The organism is Candidatus Methylomirabilota bacterium (assembly GCA_035315345.1).
GTDB lineage: Bacteria > Methylomirabilota > Methylomirabilia > Rokubacteriales > CSP1-6 > CAMLFJ01.
In genome coordinates this window covers 47,253-71,275 of record DATFYA010000060.1, presented here as the reverse complement: position 1 = coordinate 71,275, position 24,023 = coordinate 47,253, and the positions used below count along the sequence as shown (strand labels likewise).

Below are 24,023 nucleotides of genomic sequence, written 5' to 3'. Positions count from 1 at the left end.
CAGCGACCGCCCGCGTGGAAGAGCCGCCCCACCGCGCCCTCCTCCACCAGCGAGTGGAAGCGCTGCATCGCGGGCACGAAGCGCCAGTTGAAGCCGGTCATCGCCACCCGCTGGGCCTTGGCCGCCGCGTCCACCATGTCGCGGCCCTCCGCCGCGGTCATGGCGAGCGGCTTCTCGCACAGCACGTGGGCGCCCAGTGAGAAGGCGCGCAGCGCGATCTCCCGGTGGAGGCTCGGCGGCGAGGCGATCACCACGATGTCGGGCCGGGCCTCGTCGAGCATGCGCTCCCACTGCTCGAAGACGCCGGGCACCCCGTAGCGCTCGGCCACCGCGCGCGCCGTCTCCTGGTTGCGCTGGCAGACCGCGACCACCTCGCAGCCGCTGGCCTGGAACGCCGGGATGTGCGCGCGGCCGAAGCCGAGCCCGATGACGCCCACGCGATACGTCTTCCGTGCCATGCCTCGTCGATCCTTTCGCCGGCGGATTCCCTTCACCCGCGTCTTGAGTTAGAGTCGGCCACATCCTACAGCACGTCCAGAGGAGGACGCTCCCATGAAGGCGGTCGCCGCCGTCGCCGAGATCCTGAAGCGCGAAGGTACCACCTTTCTGATCGGCTATCCCGTGAACCCGATCATCGAGGCGGCCGCCCAGGCCGACATCCGCACCATCATCGTGCGTCAGGAGCGGACCGGGCTCCACATGGCGGACGCGGTGAGCCGCATCACCTCCGGCCGGAAGATCGGCGTGTTCACGATGCAGCACGGACCGGGATCCGAGAACGCCTTCGGCGGGGTGGCCCAGGCCTACGGCGATTCGGTGCCGATCGTGGTGCTGCCCGGCGGTTACCCGCGCCGCATCACCAACATCCCGCCCAACTTCAACTCGTTCATCAACTACCGCAACGTGACCAAGTGGTGCGAGCAGGTGGTGGTCGGCGACGCGGTGCCCGACGCGATGCGCCGCGCGTTCACCCAGGTCAAGAACGGCCGCCCGCGCCCGGTGCTGGTGGAGATCCCGGTCGACGTCTATCAGGAGGAGGTGCCGGAGCCGCTCGCCTACAAGCCGACGCCGCGCACCCGGGTGGCCCCGGATCCCGACGCGGTGACCGAGGCCGCGCGCATCCTCGTCGAGGCCGAGCGCCCGGTGATCTACGCCGGCCAGGGCGTGCACTACGCGCGGGCATGGCAGGCGCTGCGCGAGCTGGCCGAATTGCTCGAGGCGCCGGTGACCACGAGCCTCGAGGGCAAGAGCGCGTTCCCGGAGACGCACCCGCTCTCGCTCGGCTCGGGGGGCCGGTCGATGCCCAAGACGGTGTTCGAGTTCCTCAAGAGCTCGGACGTGATCTTCGGCATCGGCTGCAGCTTCTCGACCACCAACTACGGGGTCGCGATGCCGAAGGGCAAGACCATCGTGCACTCCACCGTCGACGTCGCCGATCTCAACAAGGACGTGGTGGCCGAGCACGCGGTGATCGGCGACGCCGGCCTCGTGCTGGACGCCCTGCTCGTCGAGGTGCGCGACCGCCTGAAGGGCAAGCCGCGCGGACGCCGGGCGGAGGTGACCCGGCAGATCGCCACCATGAAGGCGGAATGGCTCGCCCAGTGGATGCCCAAGCTGACGTCCGGCGACAAGCCGCTCTCGCCGTACCGGGTGATCTGGGACCTGCTGCGCACCGTCGACCCCGCCACCACGATCATCACCCACGACGCGGGCAGCCCGCGGGATCAGCTCTCCCCGTTCTGGGAGAGCACCGAGCCGCTCACCTACATCGGCTGGGGCAAGACCACTCAGCTCGGCTACGGTCTGGGGCTCGCGATGGGCGCCAAGCTGGCGAAGCCGGAGGCGCTCTGCATCAACGTGTGGGGCGACGCGGCCATCGGCTTCACCGGCATGGATTTCGAGACCGCGGTGCGCGAGCGCATCCCGATCCTCTCGGTCCTGCTCAACAACTTCTCGATGGCCATCGAGCTGCCGATCATGAAGACGGCCACCGAGAAGTACCGGTCGACCGACATCAGCGGCCACTACGCGGACATGGCCCGAGCCTTCGGCGGCCACGGCGAGCGCGTCACCGAGCCCGGCGAGATCATTCCGGCCATCAAGCGCGGGATCGCCAAGACCCGCGAGGGCACCCCGGTCCTGCTCGAATTCATCACCGAGAAGGAGATCAACTTCTCGATGTTCAAGTAGGCCCCGCCTCCCTCCCCTCACCCTTTCCCTCTCCCCTCTGGGGAGGGGGCAGGGTGAGGGGCGCCGGCAGGGCGGGGTAGCGTCGGCGAGCGCCAAATGTCTGATCTCACCTATCGATCGCCCAGGACCGAGGTGCGGCCCAGCCCGATTCACGGTCGCGGCCTCTTCGCCCGCGCGGCGATCGCGGCCGGCGAGATCGTCGCGGTCAAGGGCGGCCACGTGCTGACCGCCGCCCGGTGGGCCGCGCTCGAGCCCGCGCTCGGTCCGGCCGAGATCCAGATCGCGGACGACCTCGTCATCGCCCCGGTCGACCGGGAGCACCGCGACGGGAGCATGCTCTTCACGAACCACTCCTGCGATCCCAACCTCGCCATCCAGGGCCAGATCGTGCTGGTGGCGATGCGCGACATCGCCCCCGGCGAGGAGCTCACCATCGACTGGGCGACCACCGACGACGGCGACTACACGCTTGCGTGCCGCTGCGGTAGTCCGCGCTGCCGTCGCGTCGTCACCGGCAAGGACTGGATGAAGCCCGAGCTGCAGGAGCGCTATCGCGGCTGGTTCTGCTGGTTCCTCGAGCGGAAGATCGCGGCCGGCCGATGAGCGTGGTGACCGCAGCGCGCTTCGCCCGCGGCATGACCTTCGAGCAGTACCTCGCCTTCATCGGGACGCCCGCGAATCTCGCGCGGGAGGCGGGCTGGTGGCGCGGCCCGGAGCGGATGGACTGGAGCGCGATCCTGCGCGGCTGGCACGACGGGCTCCGGCTCCGTGAAGATCAGGCGGCGGCGATCCGGTGGCTGGCCTCTCAGCCGCGCGGGCCCGCCAAGATCCTGGCGATCGCCGAGGAGTGGTCGTCGGATTGTCGCCGCGCGGTGCCGATGCTCTCGCGGCTGGCCGAGGCGGGAGGGCTCGAGCTGCGCATCTTCCCGCGCGACGGCGCCCGGGTCGGGCGCGGGTCTCGGGCCAACCCGGCCGAGTCCCCCAACGCGGACCTGATGAACGCGTTCCTGCGGGAGCAGGACGGGCGGACGTACCAGTCGATCCCGGTGGCGGTCTTCTACACCGGCGCGATGGAGTATCTCTACCACTTCATCGAGCGGCCCGCGGTCTTCCACCACGGCCGGATCGCCGACGCGATGCAGGCTTCCCGGCCCGGAGAGACTCGTGAGGACGCGTGGGATCGCTTCATGCGAGAGTGGGCCGCGATGCATCAGTCGCCCCTCTCGGCGGTGTGGGCCTTCGCGGCGATCGACGAGATGCTCTCCGCCCTCTACGAGCGGGCGATCGGATCGCTCCCGTGAATCGCGCGATCGCGTTCGCCATCCTCGCCGGCCTGGGCGCGGCCACCTGGACCATCTTCCTCAAGCTGGCCTCCGCGCGCATCAGCGCGGTGGTCGGCGCGATCGTCATCACCACCGGGGCCCTCGCGGTCAACCTCGCCGTGCTCCTCGTCATGAAGATGCGCGGCCACGAGACCGTCTTCACGCGCGAGAGCCTCTGGCTCCTGCTCGGAGCGGGAATGGCCGCGGCCTCGGTGGATCTGTTCGGGCTCCTGGCGTATCAGCACGGCCTGCGCGTCACATCGTCGTTCGTCATGGGCGGCACCTCGACGCTCGCCGTGCTCCTGGCCGGCTTCCTGCTCCTCCACGAGCCGTTCACGTGGGGCCGCCTGCTCGCGGTCGCCCTCATCACCGCGGGGATCCTGCTCTATCAGGGCCAGGGTGGCTGACCGCGCGCCGGCGCCGGCCCGCGAAGTGGGCCGACGAGGAGCGCGCGGAGACGCTCGGTATCGACACCAACCGCATCAAGATCGCCGTCTTCGCGCCGGGCGCGGTGTTCCTCGGTCTGCTGTCCGAGATCCTGTATATGCTCGGGCTGGGTGTGATCTGATCGTGATCGTGCTGCTGCCCGCCGGCCTCGCGGGCCTGCGGGGCGGGGCCCGCGAGAGCCGGATGCCGCGCGGCCGGGGGAGAGAGATCATGGCGGTACGGATCGTTCGACTGGGCACGCCGCGCGCCGCCCGCGAGGGCCTGCGCATCGGCACGGTGCGGCGACCGCCGCGCGGGGTGCGCAAGGCCGACTACGGCGCGCGCGACTACTACGACGCGTGGCTGCCCGAGCTGGCCCCGAGCGCGCCGCTGGTCTCCTACGCGCTGTCCAAGCCGTGGACGGACGCGCGCTGGGCGCGCTACGCCCGCCGCTATCGCGGCGAGATGCGGCAGCCCGCGACCCGGCGACTCATCGGCCTGCTGGCCGCGCTCTCCCGCACGACCGACTTCTCGGTGGGCTGCTACTGCGAGGACGAGCGCCGCTGCCATCGCTCGCTGCTGCGCGCCCTGCTCGGCGAGCACGGCGCGCAGGTCCTCTGAGACGTCCCGCGCCGGCCGCCCGGCGGTTGTCCGCGCGCGGCCGAGCGTGTAGCCTCGGGGCCAGCCTACCCACAGGAGGGGCCCATGAAGTACGGCGTGGTACTTCCCATCTGGCAGCTCACGGTGGCGGACGCGGAGTCCCTCGCCACGAAGGCGGAGGCGCTCGGTCTCGACGGCGTCTTCGTGCCCGACCACATCCTGGCCAAGCCGGCCACCACGCAGCACTACGGCGGTCACTGGCCGGATCCGTTCTCGCTGCTCGCCTTCCTGGCCGGGCGCACGCGCCGCATCCAGCTGGGCGCCAGCGTCATCGTGCTGCCCTATCGCAACCCGCTGGTCGCGGCCAAGGCGGCGGCGACCGTGGATCAGGCCTCGGGTGGCCGCTTCATCTTCGGCGTCGGGGTGGGCTGGGACGAGGCCGAGTTCGTGGATCTCCGGTTGCCGTTCGCAGAGCGGGGCCGCCTGAGCGACGACTACATCCGGGCGATCAAGGCCGCGTTCGCGGCCGACGTGCCGCAGTACAACGGCAAGTACGTGAGCTTCTCGGGCGCCACGTTCTCGCCGCGCCCGGCGCAGCGGCCGCACCCGCCGATCTGGGTGGGCGGCTCGCCCGCCGCGATCTCCGGCCCCGCGGTGCGACGCTGCGCGGAGCTGGGCGACGCGTGGCATCCGCTCGCGCTCGGCCTCGACGATATCGAGAAGGGCTACGCGACGCTGCGCGATCTGGCCAGCCGCACCGGCCGGCGGGACAAGCTCGGCCTGGCCCCGCGCAACCTGCTCGACCTGACCGACGGGGCGAAGGGCAGCGGGCGCGCCGCGTTTCAGGGCTCGGTGGCGGAAGTGGCCGCCGACATCAAGCGGGTGCGGGGCCTGGGCGCCGAGTGGATGACCTTCGATCTGCCGCGTGCGAGCATTCCCGCGATGGTGCGGGCGATGGAGCGGCTCGCCTCGGAGGTCAAGCCCGCGGCGGCGTGATCCGCAGCGCGAGGGAGGCCGATCGGCCCGCGATCGAGGCGGTGACGCTGGCCGCGTACGAGCAATACGCGGCCATCCTGCCGCCGCGGCTGTGGCGCGAGTACCGCCGGAACATCGTGGCCACGCTCGCCGACGCGACGCCCGAGATCACCATCGTCGCGGAGGCCGGGGGCGCGCTGGTCGGGAGCGTGCTGCTCCAGCCGGCGGGCGCCGACACGGCCAATCCGGGCCGCGGCACGTCGAGTCGGCTGGCGCATCCGGAGGTTCGACTGCTCGCGGTGGCGCCGTCGGCGCGTGGACAGGGCGTGGGACGGCGTCTGATGGACGAGTGCATCCGGCGGGCGCGCGCGAGCGGGACGGCGGCGCTGATCCTCCACACCGCCGACATGATGAGCGTCGCCATGCAGCTCTACGAGCACGTGGGGTTCGTGCGAGACGCGCGTCTGGACTACGAGGTGGCGGCGGACGTGCTGGTGAAGGGATACCGGTTCCCCCTCACCCTGCCTTCTCCCCGGGAGGGGAGCGGGCGGGAGACTAGCGCAGGGCGGGAACCGAGTAGGGCGGCTGGGTTAACAAGATAAGGCGGTCCACGTCGAGCCGCGCGAGACGGGCGCGCTCCGCGGTGTCGCCGCGCAGCCAGCGCTCGCTGAGCCCCGCGAACACGGTCAGGCTGAAGCGCGCGGGATCCCGGCCGGAGGCCTGGTGGGCCTCGCGCGCCACCCGGCCGAGCCCGCCCAGATCGGGATGCATCGCCTGGGTGTTGAACCCGTCGCCGTACCGGCCCGCGATCGCGGCCATGCGCGGGCCGAATCCTCCCACGATGATCGGCGGGGGCGGATCCGGCCGCAGATAGCCGGACGGGCGGTCGAGCCGGAACTGCGTCCCCGCGAAGCTCGACGGATCACCGCTCCACAGCCGCCGCAGCACCTGCGCGGTCTCGGCCACGCGCTCGGCGCGCAGCCGATCGCCCGGGATGGTCATGCCGAGCGCTTCCTGCTCGCGAGCGTACGCCATCGACCGCGTCGCGCCGGCCCCGAGCCCGAGCAGCAGCCGGCCGCCCGAGACCTGCTGCAGCGTGGCCGCCATGTTGGCGAGCAGGCCCGGATGACGTAGTCCGGTGTTGAGCACGAGCGGGCCCAGCGCGATGCGCCGGGTGGCCTCGGCCAGCGCGGTCAGCGTGGTCCACGCCTCGGGCACGCCCGCCTCCGCGGCCCCGTCGGGATCGCGCAGGTGATCCCACGTCCAGACCCCGTCGTAGCCCGCGTCCTCGGCGGCCCGCGCGGCCGCGCGCATCTCGGGATACCGCGCGCCCACCGGGATCAGCAGCAGATCGATCTTCATCGGATCGCGATCACCGGCACCACCGACATGCCGGGCACGAGGAGATGCTCGGAGTTCTCGCCGGGCTCGAACACGAGCTTCACCGGCACCCGCTGCACCACCTTGACGAAGTTGCCGGTGGCGTTCTCGGGCGGGAGCAGCGAGAACACCGCGCCCGAGCCGGCCTGGATGGAGTCGACGCGCGCCTTGAACGTCTTGCCCGGATAGGTGTCCACCGTGACGGTGGCGGACTGCCCGGGGCGCACGTGGGTCAGCTCGGTCTCCTTGTAGTTGGCCACCACCCAGACGTCGTCGAGGTCCACCACCGTGAGCAGCGCCTGGCCCACCGTCACCACCTGCCCCGGCTCGACCGATCGCCGCCCCACGCGCCCGGGCATCGGCGCGCGGATCGTGCAGTAGACCAGGTTCAGCTCCGCCTGCTGCAGGTTCGCGAGGGCCTGCGAGAGCCGGCCCTGCGCGGCCTCGACCTGCGTCTGCCGCAGCCGCACCTGTTGACGCTGGCTGCGGGCGTTCTCCAGCGAGGCGCGGCTCTCGTCCACCCGCCGCACCGACTGGGCCACCGCGGCCTGCTGGGTGCGCAGCGACGCCTCGGCCTGCGCGACCTCGCTGCGCGCCTGGTCGAGCCGCTTGCGGGCCGCGTCCCGCGTGGCCTCCGTGGTCCGGTAGGTGGCCTCCGCGTGATCCATGTCCTGCTGGGCGACGAGCCCGTTCTTCACCAGCTCGGCGATGCGGTCGCGGTCCGCCTTGCTGCGATCGTAGTCGGCCTGCGCCGAGCGCACCGCCGCGTCGGCCGCCGCCACCGCGGCCTGCTTGGCCGCGATCTGACCGCGGCGCTCGTCGAGATCGTGCGTGGCCATCTCGCTGCCGTGCTGGGAGGCCCCGAGCGCGGCGTCGGCCTGCTGCACCAGGCTGCGGGTCGAATCCTCGGTGAGCGGCACGTTGGCCACCGCGCTCTCGAGGTCGCCCTTCGCGGACGCGACCGCGGCGCGCGCCTGGGCCACCGCGACCTCGTAGTCGCGCGGGTCGAGACGCAGCAGCACCTGGTCCGCCTTCACGTCCTGGTTGTCGTTGACCAGCACCTCGCTCACGGTGCCGGGCACCCGGGCGCTCATGGGAGCGATGTGCGCGCTGATGAACGCGTCCTCGGTGGAGATGTGGTGCCGCCAGTAGTACCAGACGTAGACGCCGTAGGCGAGCGACAGCGCGACGGCCGCGGCGACCGCGAGCACCGCGAGACGATGACGGGGCGGCGCTTCCTGATAGGTGACGAACCGCGCGCGCAGGCGGCGGGAAATCCCCTCCTGGTCGAGGTCCGTCATTGGGTTGCGCTTATAATGGCGGGCGGTACCGAACCCGTCAAGCGATGGCCAACGAGAACGCGCCGCCGACCACGTCCGCCGCGGACGCCGCCGGTGAGTGGCGGCCGCGCTCGAGCCCGGTCCTCATCGCGCTGTCGGTGATGCTGGGCACCTTCATGGAGGTGCTCGACACCTCGGTGGCCAACGTGGCGCTGCCGCACATCGCGGGCAGCCTCTCCGCCACGCCCGAGCAGGCCACGTGGGTGCTCACCAGCTACCTCATCTCCAACGCGATCGTGCTGCCGACCACCGCCTGGCTCAGCGCGGTCTTCGGGCGCAAGCGCTTCCTGCTCGTGTGCATCGTCATCTTCACGCTCGCCTCGGCGGCGTGCGGGGCCGCGAACAGCCTCGGGATGCTGATCTTCGCGCGCGTGCTGCAAGGCATCGGCGGGGGCGCCCTGCAGCCCATCGCGCAGGCGATCCTGCTCGAGAGTTTCGCCCCCGCGCGGCGCGGTCGCGCGATGGCCGCCTACTCCATGGGCGTGATCGTGGCGCCCATCCTGGGCCCGACCCTCGGCGGGTGGATCACCGACAGCTACTCGTGGCGGTGGATCTTCTACATCAACCTGCCGGTCGGCTTCATCGCCCTGCTCATGACCCAGACCTTCATCGAGGATCCGCCGTACTTGCAGCGCGCCGCCCTCCGCCGCATCGACTACTGGGGCCTCGCCTTCATGGCGATCTGGCTGGCCACCCTGCAGGTGGTGCTCGACAAGGGCCAGCAGGAGGACTGGCTCGCCGCGGAGTGGATCCGCTGGACCATCACCCTGTCGTGCGCCGCGATGATCGCGTTCATCGTGCGCGAGCTGGTGGCCGACGAGCCGATCGTCAACCTCGGCATCCTCGCCGACCGCAACTTCGCCCTCGGCACCCTGCTCATCACCGCGATGGGGATCGTGCTCTACGCTACCACCGCGATGCTCCCGCTGTTCCTGCAGACCCTGCTCGGCTACCCGGCGCTCGAGGCCGGCCTCGCCACCAGCCCGCGCGGCGTGGGGGCGCTGCTGTCCGCCCTGGTGGCGGGACGGCTGATCGGCATCATCGACTCCCGCATCCTGATCGCGGGCGGCTTCGGCCTGCTCGCGCTGTCCGGCGTGTGGCTGAGCCGCCTCACCTTCGACGTCGCGTGGTCGAACATCGCGGCGGTGACCTTCCTGAATGGCCTCGCCAACCCGCCCATCTTCATCGCGCTCTCCACCCTGTCGTTCGGGACGCTGCGGCGCGACCAGATGGGCGGGGCCACCGGCATCTACAACCTCATGCGCAATCTCGGCGGCGGCGTCGGCATCTCGCTGGCCACGACCCTGCTGGCCCGGCGCGCGCAGGTCCACCAGAACGTCATGGTGGCGCACATGACCCCGTACGATCCGATGTTCGCCGAGAAGCTCGAGACGCTGCGCCGCGCGCTGACTCCGAAGGTGGGGCCGAGCGCGGCGGCCCAGCAGGCGCTCGGGATCCTCTACCGGACGCTGGTCCAGCAGGCGACGCTGCTCGCCTTCGTGGACAACTTCCGGCTGATGACGGTGCTCGCGGTGTGCAGCATGCCGCTGGCGATGCTGCTCAAGCGGGTGCGCACGCGGCCGGCGCCGGGCGCCCACTGACCCCCTCTCCCTCTCCCCTCCGGGGAGAGGGCAGGGTGAGGGCGAATCTCACCTCGAAGGCTTTGTCGGCTCCTTGAAGCTGGAGAAGTCGGCGAGGGCCTGCGGGGTCTGCACGCCCTCGCGGCGCTTGTCTCCCATGACCCAGGTGGGGAACGACTTCACCCCGGCCTTCTCGCAGAGGTCGGGCCGCGGGTTGACGCCCTTCGGATCGCACTCGACGTAGGGCAGGTCCTTCGCGGCGTCGCCGAACAGCGCCTTCTGCTCGGTGCAGTGCGGACACCAGTAGGCGCCGTACATCACCGCGCCCTGGTCGCGCAGGTGGCGGGCCAGCGCGGCCTCGAAGGCGGCGCTGCCGCCCTCCGGCATCGCGAAGATGAACGCGGCCCCGAACGGGGCCAGCACCGCGAGGGCCACCGCGTATCCGATCACCGAGGAGAGTTTCATCCTCCGCCCGGGCAGATCGGAGCGCCGCCGCCAGAGCGCGAGCAGGACCGCCAGCGTGATCACCCCGGAGGCGAGGCAGTACGCGCACGTGGCGTGGATGATCAGCATGGACAGCGCGGTGAGATAGACCGAGATGCCGACTCCCGCCGCGGCGAGGCAGAAGGCCCAGTCCCAGCGGGTCGCGGTGAAGCCGATCGCGGCGAGGGCGCCGATGGCCAGGTAGAGGAGCGCGCCCCACAGCGCGGTCGGCAGTCCGAGCAGCGTGCCGTACCGGCTGGCCTGCACGACGTCGCAGCCGCTGCCCGACAGACAGAAGGTCGCGTTGCCGCCCGACCACTTGAGCCACGTGAGGTAGACCGCGATCGCGAAGCCGGCCGCCGCGAGCCCGACCACGACGTAGTCGGGCTTTGCCGGCCTCGTCACCGCCACGTTGCGCCGTCGCACCGCCATGTCGCGATCACAGTACCACAGCGCCGGCGGCGGGCCGCGCGCCCGCGGTTGCGCGGCCCCCGCGGTGGCGCTAGGCTAGCGGGGCCGTGTTCCCGCTCCCACCCTTGACGGCCGAGCAGCGCCGCGTGGTCGAGCGGGCTGCCGCGCTCTCCCGCGAGCGATTCGCCCCGCGGGCCCCCCGGTACGACGCGGAGTCGAGCTTCCCCTACGAGAACTACGCCGATCTCCACGCGGCCGGCCTCCTGGCCCTGACCGTCCCGCGCGAGTACGGCGGAGTGGGCGCTGACCCGGTGACCTATGTGCACGCCCTCCGCGAGATCGCCAAGGGCTGCTCGGCCACCGCGCTCACCTTCAACATGCACTCGACGGTCACGACCTTCCTGGCCGCGCTGGGCACCGAGGAGCAGCGCCGACGCTACTTCGGCGAGATCGTGGGCCGAGGCGCCCGCATCGCCTCGATCACGAGCGAGCCCGAGCAGAGCTTCCGCGACAAGTTCGTGCTCAATACCGTGTTCCGGCCCGCCGTTGACGGCGGCTACCGGGTGGCCGGGGTCAAGCAGTTCTGCTCGCTCGGTGACGCCGCCGACTACTTCTTCGTCACCGGCATCCTGGAGGGCCAGACCAGCGCTCGCGAGGGCGTGGTCTCGGCCATGATCCCGAGCCGCGACGCCGGCGTGAAGATCGAGGGCACGTGGAACGCAACGGGCATGCGCGGCACCATCAGCCACACGATTCGCTACGACTGCGTGGTCGATCCCGCGAACGTGGTGGGCCGCCCGGGCCAGTACCTCACCATCGACCTGCAGGGCTTCGCGCTCGGCTACGCCGCGGTCTATCTGGGTATCGGGGAGGCCGCCTTCGAGTACATGGCCGAGTACGCCCGCACCAAGATCCAGCGGCCGTCCACCGAGCCCATCAGCCATCACCCGCTGGTGCAGCGCACGGTGGCCGAGGTCGGCACCCAGATTCGCGCCGCCCGGCTCCTCCTCCACGAGGCCGCGACCGTCAAGATGGCGGACGACCGCGAGGCGACCATGCTCGCGGTCAACCAGGCCAAGACCTACTGTGCCGACGTGGGCCTGATGGCCACCGAGCGCGCCCTGCGCCTGGCCGGCGGCCGGGGCATCCTGAAGGACATGCCGCTCGAGCGCTGGCATCGCGATGCGCTGGCCGGGCCGGTGATGCCGCCCGCCAACGACCGGTGTCTCGAAACCGCCGGCAAGCTGCTCTGCGGCCTGCGCGCGGCGACGCTCGAGTTCCAGTAGCCGCGGCGGGAGCCGGCCCACCCCTGTAGGACCTTCGTCCCATAGGGTGGGACGGCGGGAAATGCTACATCTGATCGGCCGAGACGATTGTATCGACCCCAACCGCCGGCAGGGCGGGAGGCCACCGTCATTCCAGATCGGCAGAGGGCTGAGCCCACTTTCCTGGTCCCCGACGCCGGTCCGGCGCCGAACGGACGGCGGGCGACCGTCGGCGTGGTGGACGACGATGCGTCGATCCTGCGAGCCCTCCGTCGGCTCCTGCAGGCCGCCGGCTTCTCGGTGGAGACCTTCGGATCGGCCGAGGAGGTCCTGTCCTCCTCCCAGCTGGCGCGGATCGACTGCCTGGTCCTGGACATCCATCTGGGCGACCTGAGCGGCTTCGACGTGCACGAGCGGCTGCCCGATTCGCGGCAGATCCCGATCATCTTCATCACCGCGCACGACACTGTCCTTACACGCGAGCGGGCGCGGCTGGCCGGCGCGGTGGACTATCTCCGGAAGCCGTTCGACGAGAAAGCCCTCATCGGCGCGATCGGACGGGCGCTCGCCGACATCTGACGATGGACGATCGGCGGGGCCGGCGATCGCCGCCCCGGGCTCCGACGCTAGGGAAGCCCCGACAGCTCGGCGTCGAGGTTCGCGCCTTCGATGAACCGCTCCATCGACGCGCTGAGCGGGGCGAGGTCTTCGCGTCGCAGCAGCTCGACCCGCGCTCGCCGGCCCGAGAAGCGCGCGGAAGCCGCATCGTAGATGCTGTACCAGGCGCGCCCCCTGAAAAAGTCGACCCAGAGGCGATCGGGCCGGGCGCTCAGGACGAAGACGGCGGTCAGCCGACCCGGCTTCTCTTCGATGTAGACCTCACGCAATGCGATCGTGCGCGTCGGGCGAGCGGGTGGAGGGCGCATGGTCATACCGACTTCCTGAGATCGCCGGCCCGCTCGGTCGTCCTCGTGCCGGCCAGCCGAAATCCCACCTGCCACTCCACCGCGACGGTCGCGTCGGCGCACGTCACCTCGACGACCTGTCCCTTCGTCATCCCGATCCACTCGCGTCGCTCCACCTGATCCCCCACCTTGAACATGTCCACACGCTCTCCTCGCTCTGCATGGTAGGGCTCGGCGGGCGCGGCTGTCTTGACATTGCCCGCCAATTGATTGACACTCGCACTCTCCAGGCGTCGGGGAGGGCGAGGAGGAAGAGCCGCCGCGCGCGAACCCGTTGCCCTGAATGACACTCGGGACGACAGCACCCGGTACCGAAGACGACCCGTGAGCGCCTTCGCGCTACTGCTCGACCGCGTGGGGCGTGGCTCCCGCCTGACCGATCTGGCGCGGACGAGCCGTCCGCTCCTGCTCGCCGTCTTCACCGCCGCCGCGTACTACGTCGGCATGCAGGTCGGCTTCCAGGCCAAGTTCCCCGGCGGCGGCCCGTCGATTCTCTGGCCCCCGAATGCGATCCTGCTCTCGGTCCTGCTCGCCACGTCTCCGCGCCGCTGGGCGGTGTACCTGCTCGCGACGTTCCCGGTCCACTTCGTGACCGCGCTGCGCGCGGACTTCCCGCTGCCCCTCCTGCTGGGGCTCTTCGCCACCAACTGCGGCCAGGCCGTGCTCGGCGCGGTCCTGGTGCGCCGCCTGCTCGGCGCCCGCATCGACTTCGATAACCTCCGCCACGTGATCGTGTTCATCGCGGCGGCGGCCGGGTTCGCCCCGTTCGTGGCCTCGTTCGCCGACGTGTGGATGTGGGTGGCCTCCGCGTGGCCGGAGGGCATCCGCTACTGGCCGGCGTGGGCCATCCGCTTCGCGAGCAACGCGCTCACCGTGCTCGTGGTGACCCCGATCCTCGTGCTCGGCATCAACTGGAGCCGAGCCTGGTTCCGTCGCCCGCTGGCCAGCCGTCTCACCGAGGCCACGGGCCTGGTGCTCGGGCTCGCCGTGGCCGGGCTGCTCATCGGCGTCTCCGAGCCGAGCCACATCCCCGCGCTCATGTACACGCCGCTGCCGCTCCTGCTGTGGGCCGCGGTGCGCTTCGGCCCGGCCGGCGTGAGCGGATCGCTCTTCGCGGTCACCTTCTGCATGACGATGGGCGCCTCGCGGCTGCTCGAGACCCTCGTCGAGCGCCCCGAGGCGGCCCAGACGTTCTCCCTGCAGTTCTTCATCGTGATGGGGGTGACCGCGGTCTCCCTGATGCTCCTGGCCGCGGTCATCCGCGAGCGCGAGAAGGCCGAGGGGCGGCTCCGGGAGCAGCTCGGATTCGAGCGGCTGCTGTCGGAGGTGTCCGCCGACTTCGCGGACCGCCCGGTCGAGCGGCTCGACGAGGCGACGCGGGGCGCGCTGGAGCGCATCCTCCACTTCCTCGACGTGGACCGGGCCGCGATCGCGCGGCCGGCGAGCGACGGGCGATCGGTTCAGGTCACGAACGTGGTGTTCCGGCCCGGGATCGCGCCGCCGCCCGCCCAGTTCCTCAACGACGACTTCCCGTGGTCGCGCGAGCGAATCCGCCGCGGCCAGGTCGTCCGCTTCGCGCGTGTCGACGATCTGCCCGCCGAGGCCGCCCTCGACCGCGCGGGCTATCGCCGGCTCGGCATCCGGTCGGCGGTGATGGTCCCGCTCGCCGCCTCCGGCACCCACATCGGTCTGCTGGGACTGTCGACCCTGCGCGCCGAGCGCGCCTGGTCCGGCGGCATCGTGGAGCGTCTCCGGCTGCTCGGCGAGATCCTCACCGCCTCCGTGATGCGCCAGCGGGCGGACAGCGCGGCCCGCGAGGGCGAGATCCTCAATCAGGCGGTCTTGGCGTCGCTGACCGGCGCGGTCGCGGTGGTCGATCGACACGGCAGCATCCTCCGGGTCAACGACGCCTGGTCCAGTCAGGCCCGCGCCCACGCGGGCGCGCTCCTGACCGAGCTGCTCGTAGGCGGCAACTACCTCGAGGCCTGCCGCGGGGTGGCCCGGCTGGGCATCCCGGAAGGCCAGGTCGCGCTCGAGGGCCTGCAGCCGCTGCTCGCCGGGACCAGCCGGGGCTTCTCGATCGAGTACGTCTGGCCGCGCGGCCAGGAGAGCGGCTGGTCCGAGATGCTGGCGGTGCCGCTGGAGCGGCCGGCGGGGGGCGCGGTCATCACGCATCACGACATCACCCGGCGCAAGCGCAGCGAGCTGGAAGCCCAGCAGCACCGGCAGAGCCTCGCCCACGCGGCGCGGGTGCTCGCGGTCGGTGAGCTGGCCGGCTCGATCGGACACGAGCTGAACCAGCCACTCACCGCGATCGTGAGCAACGCGCAGGCCGCGCAGCGGCTGCTCGACCGCGGGAACGCGGACCTGGCCGAGCTGCACGAGATCCTCGGCGACATCGCCAAGGACGGCAAGCGCGGTGGCGACGTGATCCGGGGGCTGCGGAGCCTGCTCAAGCGCAGCGAGTCCCAGCCGGTGGCGGTGGACATGCGCACCGTGGTCGGCGAGGTCGTCGCGCTCCTTCGCAGCGACGCGATCGCCAAGTCCATCGCGGTCCGGCTCGACGTCAGTCCGGTCGCGCCCTTGGTCTCCGGCGATCGGGTGCAGCTGCAGCAGGTCGTCCTCAATCTCTTCATGAACGCCTACGACGCCATGGCCGGCGCGGCGAGCCCGCACGAGCTGCTCGTCCGCATCCAGCCCTGCCCGGTCGGCCTGGAGCTGCTGGTCTGCGACACCGGCCCGATGCTGTCGGAGGGGGCGCTGGAGCGGATGTTCGAGCCCTTCTTCACCACCAAGCCGGAAGGCCTCGGGATGGGCCTCTCGATCAGCCGCACGATCGTGCGCGCCCACGGAGGCGAGATCCGGGCCGCGCGCAATCCGGAGCGCGGCATCACGATGTGCGTGACCTTGCCCGGCTCGGACGGCCGGGCCCCCGCCCGGCCGTGACGCCGGCTCGACGCTGACCGGCCCGTGCGCTCGCGCGCGTGGTCGATCGCGCTGCTGCTCGCGGCGACGCTGGCCCCTCCGGCCGCAGCCGCGGACATCGACGCCGCGCCCGGCCAATCGATCCTCCTCTTGCTCGGCGGACCGATCGGCCAGCCCTCCTCGACCCGGGTGGCCACCGCGGCCCGCGCCGCCCTCGTGGCCGACGAGCCGATCCGGACCACCGTCGAGACGGAGCACGTCGATCTCGCGCGATTCAACCTGACCGACGAGGAGAATCACCTGCGCGAGATGCTGCGCCTCAAGCACACGCGACGACTCGACGCCATCCTCGCGGTGGGGCCCGAGGCCCTCTACTTCCTGCTTCGATCGCGCGACAGCCTGTGGCCGGGCGTCCCGGTCGTCGCGTGCGACGTGGAGGAGCGCACCGTGGCCGGTCTCCGCCTGCTCCCGGGCATGCACGCGACGACCGTCCGGTTCGATTTCGAGGGCACGCTGCGCGCCGCGCTCGATCTGTTGCCCGGCACCCGACACGTCGCCCTGATCGGCGGCACCCACGCCCGCGACCAGCGGAACAACGACCGCGGCCGGCAGGCGGTGTCGTCCTATCGCGATCGGCTCGACCTCATCGATCTGACCGGACTGCCCCTCCAGGCCACGCTGGCCCGTCTCGCCGCGCTGCCGGATCACACCGTCGTGCTGGCGTCGAGCGTCCTCGCCGACGGCGCCGGTCGGCGCTTCTTCGGAGCGGAGAGCACGGCGTCCCTGTCCGCCGCCCGCGTTCCCGTCTTCACCGTCTTCGGCTCGCACATCGGCGGCGGCGCGGTGGGCGGGTCGGTGGTGGACTACGAGGAGATGGGCCGCGAGGCGGGCGCGCTCACGCTGCGGCTCGTGCGCGGGGAGCCGATGCCCCCGGACCCGACGCGGAGCCAGGCCTCCGGCGTGCCCACCTTCGACTGGCGCCAGCTTCGCCGCTGGCATCTCGACGAGGCGCGGCTGCCCGCGGGGAGCCGGGTGCTCTACCGCCAGCCGACGCTCTGGGCACAGTACGGGTGGCAGGTCGCGATCGCGGGCGCCGTGCTCGCCGCGCAGACGGTCCTGATCGCCGGGCTGCTGCTCGAGCGTCGGCGCCGCCGTCGGGCCCAGGCGGATCAGGCGGAGCGCCTGCGCTTCGAGATGCTGCTGGCCGAGGTCTCGACCCTGATCGGAAGCCAGACGCGGGTCGGCCTCGACGAGGAGGTCCAGAACGCGCTCCGTCGCATCGCCACGTTTCTCGACGTGGACCGGGCGACGCTCTGGGAGGTCTCACCCAGCACCCGGTCCATCGTACCCGCGCACATCTGGACCAGGTCGGGCACCGAGGGGCCCCCGTCGGTGCTGCTGCTCGACGCGTTTCCCTTCCTGCGGCGGCTCTGGGAGGCCGGGGAAGTCTACAGCCTGTCCAGCCTGGACGACCTGCCGGCCGAGGCCGCGGACGATCGCCGGGGCCTCGAGCAGATCGGCGTGCAGTCCCTGATCGTGATCCCGCTCGCGCGGGGCCGGCAGATGCTGGGCGCGCTGATGTTCGTGACCGTTCGCGATCCGCGGGCGTGGCCGAAGGATCTGGTGCGCCGGCTGCAGCTCCTGGCCGAGCCCTTCGCGGGCGTGCTGGCCCGCCAGCAGGCGGCGACCGCGCTCGAGACCAGCGAGGCGTTCACCCGCGCCGTCCTCGCCGCGCCGCCCGGAGAGACCGCCATCATCGACGGCGACGGGCGCATCGTGCAGGTCAACGACGCCTGGGCGGCCGCGACCCACCCACTCACCGCGGTGCCGGCCGGCGCCAGCTACGTGGAGACCTGCCGCTCCCTGATCGAGGCGGGCGACCCCGACGCGCCGGCGATGCTCGCGCTGGTCGGCTCGGTCCTGGACGGGCAGCAGCGCGAGGGCTCGCTCGAGCACCCGTCGCGCCAGGTCTACGAGGATCGCTGGTTCGAGATCCGGGTGCGCCGGCTCCAGCAGCCCGCGGCCGGCGCGGCCATCACCCGCCTCGAGATCACCGCGCGCAAGCGGGCCGAGGCGAGGGCCAAGCGTCATCTCGACGAGATCGCCCACATGGACCGGGTCGCCGCGATGGGCGAGCTGGCGTCGTCGTTCGCCCACGAGCTGAATCAACCGCTCGCGGCCATTCTCAGCAACGCACAGGCCGCCGAGCGGTTCCTCGCCTTCGCGCCCCCCGACCTGGCCGAGCTGCGGGCATGCCTGCACGACATCATCGAGGATGATCGGCGCGCCGGCGAGGTGATCCATCGCGTGCGCCGGCTGCTCCGCAAGGAGCCGGCGGAGCTGCAGCCGGTCGACCTCAACGATCTGGCCCGGTACGTGGTCGCCCTGATCCGCAACGACGCGCTCCTGCGCAACGTCACCCTCGAGCTGCGCCCCGCGGTGCCGTTGCCCGCGGCGCTGGGCGATCCCATCCAGCTCCAGCAGGTGATGCTGAACCTGCTCGCGAACGGGATCACCGCGGCCGCGAACGGACCCGCGCAGGTCCGCAAGGTCGCGATGTGGACCGCGGCCCACGACGGCCACGTGGAATTCGGCATCCACGACAGCGGCAAGGGCATCGCGGCAGATCAGCTGTCGCGGCTCTTCGAGCCCTTCTTCACCACGAAGTCCGAGGGGCTCGGCATGGGGCTCACGATCAGCCGCTCGATCGTCGAGGCACACGGCGGCGACATCTCGGCCGAGAACCATCCCCACGGCGGCGCCACGTTTCGCGTGTGGCTGCCCGCCGGCCGGGCCGCCTGACCGGCTCCGCGGTGCGTCTCGATCTCGTGCGCCGCGAGCTGGCCCAGGGCGCGGAGACCATCGCGGCGCTCGTGGCCGGAGTGACGGCGGAGGAGGCGCGTCGGCGACCGGCGCCCGACGCCTGGTCGCTGCTCGAGGTGGTGTGCCATCTCCACGACGAGGAGCGCGAGGACTTCCGGCCGCGGCTCGACGTCGTGCTGCATCGGCCGCAGGAGGCCTGGGTGCGCATCGATCCGGGCGGCTGGGTCACCGCGCGGCGCTACAACGAGCGGGACCTCGCGGAAGCGCTCCCGGGATTCCTGCTCGAGCGGGAGCGCTCGCTGGCCTGGCTCGGCGGACTGATCGCGCCCGACTGGAGCCGTGAGTACCAGGCCTCGTTCGGCCCCATCACCGCCGGGGACCTGCTCGCCTCGTGGGCCGCGCACGACCTGCTCCACACGCGCCAGCTGGTGGAGCTGCGGCGTGCGCGCCTCCTCGCGCAGACCGCGCCGCATCGCACCCAGTACGCGGGTGACTGGTAGCGCGCGGCGCGGCCGGGCCGCCTTCCTGGGCCCGCCGGGCGATCGGTGGCACACTCGGAGTCATGGCTGAGCACAAGGCGGCGATCCGCTGGGCCCTGCAGGGCGACGGCTTCCTCCGTGGCCGCTACTCGCGCGAGCACACCTGGGCCTTCGACGGCGGCGTCACCGTCACGGCCTCCCCCTCCCCCTCGGTGATCCCGGCGCCCTACTCCAATCCGGCCGGCGTCGATCCCGAGGAGGCCTTCGTGGCCGCGATCGCCAGCTGCCACATGCTGACGTTCCTCCACGTGGCCATGAAAGCGGGGTTCGTGGTGGAGCGGTACGAGGACGACGCGGTCGGGGTGCTGCGCAAGAACGACCGCGGCGCGGTCTGGGTGAGCCGGGTGACGCTCCGTCCTCGCATCGCCTACGGGGGAGAGACGCATCCGAGCGCGGAGGAGATCGACCACCTCCACCAGCTGGCCCACGAGCACTGCTTCATCGCCAACTCGGTGAAGACCGAGATCTCGATCGAGGGCGAGTAGCCGCGCCCATGCGCCCCCGGCCGACCGTGCTGTTCGATCTCGACGGCACCTTGACCGACTCGCGCCCGGGCATCACCGCCTGCATCCGGCACGCGCTCGATCGGCTGGGTCACGCGTGTCCGGACGACGAGGCCCTCGCCGTCTACATCGGGCCGCCCCTCCGCGGCACGCTCTCTACCCTGCTGGACACGAGCGACCCCGCGCTCATCGAGACCGCGCTCGGCCACTACCGCCGCCGCTACGACACGGTCGGGCTGTTCGAGAACCGCGTGTACGATGAGATCCCCGCGATGCTCGACGCCCTCGCGCGACGCGGACATGCCATGGCGGTGGCCACCGCCAAGACGCGCCACGCGGCCACCCGCATCGTGGAGCACTTCGGGCTGGCCGGGCATTTCACCGCCGTGTACGGGGCGGAGCCGGGTGGCCGCTTCGACGCCAAGATCGATCTGCTCGCCCATCTGATCGAGTCGGGCGTCATCCGGGCCGAGCAGGCGGTCATGGTCGGCGACCGGGCCAGCGACATCGTGGCCGCGAAGATCAACGGCATCCGATCGATCGGGGCGCTCTGGGGCTATGGCGAGCCGGGTGAGCTGGCGGCCGCGGGCGCCGACGTGCTCTGCGAGACTCCGCCGGCGCTCCTGGACTTCCTCACGCGCGACTGAGTGCGATGCGCGGGAGCCGCGCCGCGCCGATCCCCCGCCACACCCGCTCGGAACACGATTGACACACTGCGAAGCCGCTCCTATCATACCGGCCACCGCTCCCCGCCGGAGGCACGCTCACTCGACGAAGAGGAGGCCACATCCATGGATCGTCGGTCATTTCTAGCAACCACCGCGGCCGGTGCCGCCGCTCTGTCCTTTCCCGCGATCCTGCGCGCGCAGAGCAAGGATCCGCTGCGGATCGGCTTCCCGCTGCCGTTGACCGGGCCGTTCGCCGCGCTGGCCGCCGACCAGCAGCGCGGCGCAACCCTGGCCATGGAGGAGCTGAACGCTCAGGGCGGCGTCCTCGGTCGCAAAGTCGAGGTACTCTTCCGCGACGATCAGCTCAAGCCGGCGGTCGGCGCGCAGCGCACCAAGGAGCTGATCGAGAACGAGAAGGTGCAGTTCATCGTGGGCGGGCTGGCGGCGCACGTGCAGATGGCCATCAACGAGCAGACCAAGAAGTCCAAGGTGCTCTTCATCTCGGTGAGCCAGTCCGACGAGATCAGCGCCAAGCCGGATACGAGTCCGCTGACCTTCCACGAGGCGCTCAATCCGACCATCACCAGCCGCGCGGTCGGCAACTGGATCGCCCAGAACCTCGGCAAGAAGTGGTGGATCATCTACGCCGACTACGCGTGGGGCAAGCAGAACAACATGGTGCTCCAGGAGGTGATCGGCAAGCAGGGCGGCACCGTCCTCGGGTCGACGCCCTATCCACTCGGCAGCGCCGAGTTCTCCGCGCACCTTCCGAAGATCCAGGCCGCCAAGCCCGAGGTCCTGGTCTCCATGACCCCGGGCGCCGACAACATCGCGTTCCTCAAGCAGGTGCAGAGCTTCGGAATGAAAAAGACCATGCGGATCGCCCAGCCCCTGCACTGGTTGCCCCAGCTCAAGGAGGGCGGACCCGAGCTCTACGCGGAGATCTACGGCGGCACCAGCTTCTACTGGGAGCTCGCGGACACCGTGCCGTCCGCCAAGAAGTACGTCGAGGTGTATCGGAAGAAGTACAACGCCCCTCCCGGAGACTACGGGGCCTATGCGTTCAGCGGGGTCATGGAGATCGCGCGCGGCTGCACGCTCGCCAAGTCGCTCGACTCCGAGGCGGTGGCCGACACGCTTCGGAAGAACCCGACCTACGACCACTACAAGGGCAAGCAGTGGTGGCGCACCTGTGACAACAAGTCGTTCCAGGACCTGTGGATCGTGAAGGGCCGCGAGCCCGGGAAGCTGAACGGGGAATGGGGACTCGCCGAAATCGTCGCGAAGATCCCGGCCAACGAAGAGATGGATCGCACCTGCAGGGAGAAGGGCCTAGCCTAGCTCGTGCCCGAGCTGTCGACGCTCCTGGCCCAGGTCTTCACCGGCCTCGTGCTGGGGATGATCTACGTGCTGCTCGCCATCGGCCTGTCGCTCATCTTCGGGCTGATGACGGTGGTCAACTTCGCCCACGGGGCGCTGTTCATGCTGGGCGCGTACTTCGGCGTGTTCCTGCTGTCCTACACCAAGAGCTTCTGGGTGGCGCTGATCGTGGCGCCCCTCATGGTCGGCGCCCTCGGGCTCTTGATGGAGCGCTTCCTGATCCGGCGGCTGTACGGCCGCTCGCCGGACGATCCGCTGCTGCTCACCTTCGGCCTCTCGCTGATGCTCGTCGAGGGCGTGAAGGTGATCTGGGGAAAGATCGGCCTCACGCTGGATCCGCCGCGGGCGCTCGCCGGCGCGGTCAACCTCGGATTCATGTCGTTCCCGGCCTACCGGATCTTCCTGATCGGCGTCACGGTGGCGGTGCTGGTCGGTCTCTACTTCTTCCTCGGGCGCACCAACATCGGCCTGATCATCCGCGCGGGCTCGCGCGATCCGTTGATGGTCCGCGCCCTCGGCATCGACCTGTCGCGCGTCTGGCTCGTGGTCTTCGGCATCGGCACCGCGCTGGCCGGGCTGGCCGGCATCCTGGCCGGGCCCATGCGCGGGGCCTACGCCGAGATGGGCGTGACCATGGTCATCGAGTCCTTCGTGGTCATCGTGGTCGGCGGCATGGGCAGCCTGCTCGGCGCGGTGGTGGCCGGCCTGCTCATCGGGCAGGTGGTGGGGCTGACCACCCTGTTCATCCCCAAGGCCGCCGAGATCATGGTCTTCATGGTGATGGCGGTGGTGCTGCTGGTGCGGCCGAGCGGCCTCTTCGGCGAGGCGGGGCTGGCCGAATGAGCGCGCGGCGCGGGATCGCGGCCCGGATCGCCGCGCACCCGGTGCTCGCGTTCTGGATCGTCTTCGCCGTCTTCCCGTTCATCGTGCCCAACCGCACCATGGCGACCCAGGTGCTGATCTTCGGCCTCCTCGCCATGGGCTTCAACCTCCTCTACGGCTACACCGGCCTGCTCTCGTTCGGCCACGCCGCCTACTACGGCCTCGGCGCGTACGGCTGCGGCATCGCGCTGGCCAAGCTGCACGTGGGCTCGCTCTGGCTCGGCCTCGTCGCAGGCCTCCTGCTCGCCGGACTGGGGGGGTTGATCATCGGCTTCTTCTGCCTGCGCCGGCGCGGCATCTACTTCGCGATGCTGACGCTGGCGTTCGCCCAGATGCTCTACTTCATCGGCTTCCACCTGGCCGACTGGACCGGCGGCGACGACGGCCTACGGGGCATCCCGCAGCTCGCCCTCGGCGTCGGGCCGTGGCACTACCAGATCGACACCACGATCGCCTTCTACTACTTCGCCTACGTCCTGGTGGGCGTCGCGGTGCTGGCCCTCAGGCGCATCCTCAACTCGCCGTTCGGAGCGGTGCTGCAGGCGATTCGCGAGAACAGCAGCCGCGCGGTGGCCTGCGGCTACGACGTCAACCGGGTCAAGCACCTCTCGTTCGTCTTCTCCGCCGGCTTCGCCGGGCTGGCCGGATCGCTCGACGCGCTGCGGCTCACCGTGGTGCCGGTCGAGTCGCTGTACTGGACCACCTCGGGGCAGGTGGTCATGATGACGCTCCTCGGCGGCGCCGGGACCTTCTTCGGTCCGTTCGTCGGCGCCGCCACGTTCCTGGTCCTGGAGGAGCGCCTGAGCCTCGTGCTGGAGTCGTGGCCCCTCGTCATCGGCGCGATCTTCTCGGCGTTCGTCCTCTTTCTCCCCAGGGGGATCTGGGGCACGCTCACTGGAGGTATCCATGGCCGTCAAAGTGCTTGAGCTGCATCACCACGGCATCCGCGTCGGGCCGTCGCCCGCCGACGTCAAGAAAGCCTACGGCTTCTACCACGACGTGCTCGGGCTCAGCGCCGACCAGGGCCGCCCGGTCATCCCGACCATCGACGGCTTCTGGATGGACGTGGGGGGTACCGCGCAGATCCACCTCATGGGCGTGGACGGGCAATCCAAGTTCGCCCAGGGGCCGGACAAGGATCCCTCGCGACCGCACGTGGCCCTCGCGGTGGCCGACATCCAGGAGGCCAAGGCCGAGCTGGACCGCATGGGCATCGAGCACTGGGTGACCCGCGGCGTGGTGGGCCCCGAGTCGCAGCAGATCTTCATGTACGACCCCTTCGGCAACATGATCGAGCTGCACCAGGCGGGCACCTGCCGGTGCGTCACCGCCAACCGCACGCCGGCGGGAGGCATGAGCTAGGCTC

Annotated in this window: 24 protein-coding genes and 1 pseudogene; 19 read left to right on the top strand and 6 right to left on the bottom strand. The window is 71.0% G+C overall.

Annotated elements, in window-relative coordinates; all coding sequences use genetic code 11:
• A partial coding sequence (locus VKN16_07500; protein ID HME94042.1) for a Gfo/Idh/MocA family oxidoreductase occupies nt 1-458 on the bottom strand: 458 nt, incomplete at its 3' end.
• Nucleotides 459-546: 88 nt separating this feature from the next.
• On the opposite strand from VKN16_07500, the pseudogene VKN16_07495 reads away from it, so the two are divergent.
• The 7 genes and pseudogenes from VKN16_07495 to VKN16_07465 all read left to right on the top strand — a co-directional run bounded on the left by VKN16_07495 (nt 547) and on the right by VKN16_07465 (nt 6,115).
• A pseudogene (locus VKN16_07495) lies at nt 547-2,190 on the top strand (thiamine pyrophosphate-requiring protein).
• A gap of 96 nt (nt 2,191-2,286) precedes the next feature.
• Complete coding sequence (locus VKN16_07490) at nt 2,287-2,793, top strand: SET domain-containing protein-lysine N-methyltransferase (protein HME94041.1); 507 nt, start codon at nt 2,287-2,289, stop codon at nt 2,791-2,793.
• The gene (locus VKN16_07485; protein HME94040.1) at nt 2,790-3,491 is read left to right on the top strand and encodes a thioredoxin family protein; all 702 of its coding nucleotides are present in this window, start codon (nt 2,790-2,792) and stop codon (nt 3,489-3,491) included. The genes VKN16_07490 and VKN16_07485 overlap by 4 nt, the downstream gene beginning before the upstream one ends.
• Nucleotides 3,488-3,919, top strand: a complete 432-nt coding sequence (locus tag VKN16_07480; protein ID HME94039.1) for an EamA family transporter — start codon at nt 3,488-3,490, stop codon at nt 3,917-3,919. The genes VKN16_07485 and VKN16_07480 overlap by 4 nt, the downstream gene beginning before the upstream one ends.
• 250 nt (nt 3,920-4,169) lie before the next feature.
• On the top strand, nt 4,170-4,559 hold the full coding sequence (locus tag VKN16_07475; protein ID HME94038.1) for a DUF488 family protein: 390 nt from the start codon (nt 4,170-4,172) through the stop codon (nt 4,557-4,559).
• A gap of 84 nt (nt 4,560-4,643) precedes the next feature.
• The gene (locus VKN16_07470) at nt 4,644-5,534 is read left to right on the top strand and encodes a TIGR03619 family F420-dependent LLM class oxidoreductase (protein HME94037.1); all 891 of its coding nucleotides are present in this window, start codon (nt 4,644-4,646) and stop codon (nt 5,532-5,534) included.
• Entirely contained in the window at nt 5,531-6,115 is a 585-nt protein-coding gene (locus VKN16_07465) for a GNAT family N-acetyltransferase (protein HME94036.1), read from the top strand. Before VKN16_07470 ends, VKN16_07465 begins: the two co-directional genes overlap by 4 nt.
• Here the strand turns inward: VKN16_07465 and VKN16_07460 are convergent.
• Together VKN16_07460 and VKN16_07455 are read right to left on the bottom strand one after the other, a co-directional pair.
• Nucleotides 6,069-6,875 carry an LLM class flavin-dependent oxidoreductase gene (locus VKN16_07460; protein ID HME94035.1) on the bottom strand — a complete coding sequence of 269 codons (807 nt, stop codon included), beginning with the start codon at nt 6,873-6,875 and terminating at the stop codon, nt 6,069-6,071. The genes VKN16_07465 and VKN16_07460 overlap by 47 nt on opposite strands.
• Nucleotides 6,872-8,194 (bottom strand): HlyD family secretion protein, encoded by a 1,323-nt coding sequence (locus VKN16_07455; protein HME94034.1) that lies wholly within the window; start codon nt 8,192-8,194, stop codon nt 6,872-6,874. The genes VKN16_07460 and VKN16_07455 overlap by 4 nt, the downstream gene beginning before the upstream one ends.
• A 44-nt stretch (nt 8,195-8,238) precedes the next feature.
• On the opposite strand from VKN16_07455, the gene VKN16_07450 reads away from it, so the two are divergent.
• Complete coding sequence (locus VKN16_07450; GenBank protein ID HME94033.1) at nt 8,239-9,834, top strand: DHA2 family efflux MFS transporter permease subunit; 1,596 nt, start codon at nt 8,239-8,241, stop codon at nt 9,832-9,834.
• Nucleotides 9,835-9,882: 48 nt separating this feature from the next.
• On the opposite strand, the gene VKN16_07445 is transcribed toward VKN16_07450, so the two are convergent.
• A complete protein-coding gene (locus VKN16_07445) occupies nt 9,883-10,728 on the bottom strand; it encodes a vitamin K epoxide reductase family protein (protein ID HME94032.1) in 846 nt (281 codons plus the stop codon).
• Nucleotides 10,729-10,814: 86 nt separating this feature from the next.
• Between VKN16_07445 and VKN16_07440 the strand changes: the two genes are divergently transcribed.
• Together VKN16_07440 and VKN16_07435 are read left to right on the top strand one after the other, a co-directional pair.
• Nucleotides 10,815-11,993 carry an acyl-CoA dehydrogenase family protein gene (locus tag VKN16_07440; protein ID HME94031.1) on the top strand — a complete coding sequence of 393 codons (1,179 nt, stop codon included), beginning with the start codon at nt 10,815-10,817 and terminating at the stop codon, nt 11,991-11,993.
• 213 nt (nt 11,994-12,206) lie between these two features.
• A complete protein-coding gene (locus VKN16_07435) occupies nt 12,207-12,551 on the top strand; it encodes a response regulator (GenBank protein HME94030.1) in 345 nt (114 codons plus the stop codon).
• Nucleotides 12,552-12,598: 47 nt separating this feature from the next.
• Here the strand turns inward: VKN16_07435 and VKN16_07430 are convergent, their stop codons facing one another.
• Together VKN16_07430 and VKN16_07425 are read right to left on the bottom strand one after the other, a co-directional pair.
• Entirely contained in the window at nt 12,599-12,898 is a 300-nt protein-coding gene (locus tag VKN16_07430; GenBank protein HME94029.1) for a hypothetical protein, read from the bottom strand.
• A 2-nt stretch (nt 12,899-12,900) separates the two neighbouring features.
• Nucleotides 12,901-13,074: a hypothetical protein gene (locus tag VKN16_07425; protein HME94028.1), complete on the bottom strand. Its 174-nt coding sequence runs from the start codon at nt 13,072-13,074 to the stop codon at nt 12,901-12,903.
• A gap of 187 nt (nt 13,075-13,261) precedes the next feature.
• Between VKN16_07425 and VKN16_07420 the strand changes: the two genes are divergently transcribed.
• The 9 genes from VKN16_07420 to VKN16_07380 all read left to right on the top strand — a co-directional run bounded on the left by VKN16_07420 (nt 13,262) and on the right by VKN16_07380 (nt 24,019).
• Nucleotides 13,262-15,883, top strand: coding sequence for an MASE1 domain-containing protein (locus VKN16_07420; GenBank protein ID HME94027.1), 2,622 nt, complete (start codon nt 13,262-13,264; stop codon nt 15,881-15,883).
• Nucleotides 15,884-15,907: 24 nt separating this feature from the next.
• The gene (locus VKN16_07415; protein ID HME94026.1) at nt 15,908-18,664 is read left to right on the top strand and encodes an ATP-binding protein; all 2,757 of its coding nucleotides are present in this window, start codon (nt 15,908-15,910) and stop codon (nt 18,662-18,664) included.
• Complete coding sequence (locus VKN16_07410; GenBank protein ID HME94025.1) at nt 18,637-19,185, top strand: DinB family protein; 549 nt, start codon at nt 18,637-18,639, stop codon at nt 19,183-19,185. Before VKN16_07415 ends, VKN16_07410 begins: the two co-directional genes overlap by 28 nt.
• Nucleotides 19,186-19,247: 62 nt before the next feature.
• A complete protein-coding gene (locus VKN16_07405; GenBank protein HME94024.1) occupies nt 19,248-19,709 on the top strand; it encodes an OsmC family protein in 462 nt (153 codons plus the stop codon).
• Nucleotides 19,710-19,717: 8 nt separating this feature from the next.
• The gene (locus VKN16_07400) at nt 19,718-20,374 is read left to right on the top strand and encodes an HAD hydrolase-like protein (GenBank protein HME94023.1); all 657 of its coding nucleotides are present in this window, start codon (nt 19,718-19,720) and stop codon (nt 20,372-20,374) included.
• A gap of 144 nt (nt 20,375-20,518) precedes the next feature.
• Nucleotides 20,519-21,736: an ABC transporter substrate-binding protein gene (locus VKN16_07395; protein ID HME94022.1), complete on the top strand. Its 1,218-nt coding sequence runs from the start codon at nt 20,519-20,521 to the stop codon at nt 21,734-21,736.
• 3 nt (nt 21,737-21,739) lie between these two features.
• Nucleotides 21,740-22,618, top strand: a complete 879-nt coding sequence (locus VKN16_07390) for a branched-chain amino acid ABC transporter permease (protein ID HME94021.1) — start codon at nt 21,740-21,742, stop codon at nt 22,616-22,618.
• On the top strand, nt 22,615-23,583 hold the full coding sequence (locus VKN16_07385) for a branched-chain amino acid ABC transporter permease (GenBank protein HME94020.1): 969 nt from the start codon (nt 22,615-22,617) through the stop codon (nt 23,581-23,583). The genes VKN16_07390 and VKN16_07385 overlap by 4 nt, the downstream gene beginning before the upstream one ends.
• Nucleotides 23,564-24,019 (top strand): VOC family protein, encoded by a 456-nt coding sequence (locus VKN16_07380; GenBank protein HME94019.1) that lies wholly within the window; start codon nt 23,564-23,566, stop codon nt 24,017-24,019. The genes VKN16_07385 and VKN16_07380 overlap by 20 nt, the downstream gene beginning before the upstream one ends.
• Nucleotides 24,020-24,023 lie beyond the last annotated feature (4 nt).

Excerpts from the sequence above, each read along its gene's own strand:
- VKN16_07490 (HME94041.1), top strand. The coding sequence starts at position 2,287 with ATGTCTGATCTCACCTATCGATCGCCCAGGACCGAGGTGCGGCCCAGC.
- VKN16_07485 (HME94040.1), top strand. The coding sequence starts at position 2,790 with ATGAGCGTGGTGACCGCAGCGCGCTTCGCCCGCGGCATGACCTTCGAG.
- VKN16_07475 (HME94038.1), top strand. The coding sequence starts at position 4,170 with ATGGCGGTACGGATCGTTCGACTGGGCACGCCGCGCGCCGCCCGCGAG.
- VKN16_07470 (HME94037.1), top strand. The coding sequence starts at position 4,644 with ATGAAGTACGGCGTGGTACTTCCCATCTGGCAGCTCACGGTGGCGGAC.
- VKN16_07460 (HME94035.1), bottom strand. The coding sequence starts at position 6,875 with ATGAAGATCGATCTGCTGCTGATCCCGGTGGGCGCGCGGTATCCCGAG.
- VKN16_07455 (HME94034.1), bottom strand. The coding sequence starts at position 8,194 with ATGACGGACCTCGACCAGGAGGGGATTTCCCGCCGCCTGCGCGCGCGG.
- VKN16_07450 (HME94033.1), top strand. The coding sequence starts at position 8,239 with ATGGCCAACGAGAACGCGCCGCCGACCACGTCCGCCGCGGACGCCGCC.
- VKN16_07445 (HME94032.1), bottom strand. The coding sequence starts at position 10,728 with ATGGCGGTGCGACGGCGCAACGTGGCGGTGACGAGGCCGGCAAAGCCC.
- VKN16_07430 (HME94029.1), bottom strand. The coding sequence starts at position 12,898 with ATGCGCCCTCCACCCGCTCGCCCGACGCGCACGATCGCATTGCGTGAG.
- VKN16_07425 (HME94028.1), bottom strand. The coding sequence starts at position 13,074 with ATGTTCAAGGTGGGGGATCAGGTGGAGCGACGCGAGTGGATCGGGATG.
- VKN16_07405 (HME94024.1), top strand. The coding sequence starts at position 19,248 with ATGGCTGAGCACAAGGCGGCGATCCGCTGGGCCCTGCAGGGCGACGGC.
- VKN16_07400 (HME94023.1), top strand. The coding sequence starts at position 19,718 with ATGCGCCCCCGGCCGACCGTGCTGTTCGATCTCGACGGCACCTTGACC.
- VKN16_07395 (HME94022.1), top strand. The coding sequence starts at position 20,519 with ATGGATCGTCGGTCATTTCTAGCAACCACCGCGGCCGGTGCCGCCGCT.
- VKN16_07385 (HME94020.1), top strand. The coding sequence starts at position 22,615 with ATGAGCGCGCGGCGCGGGATCGCGGCCCGGATCGCCGCGCACCCGGTG.
- VKN16_07380 (HME94019.1), top strand. The coding sequence starts at position 23,564 with ATGGCCGTCAAAGTGCTTGAGCTGCATCACCACGGCATCCGCGTCGGG.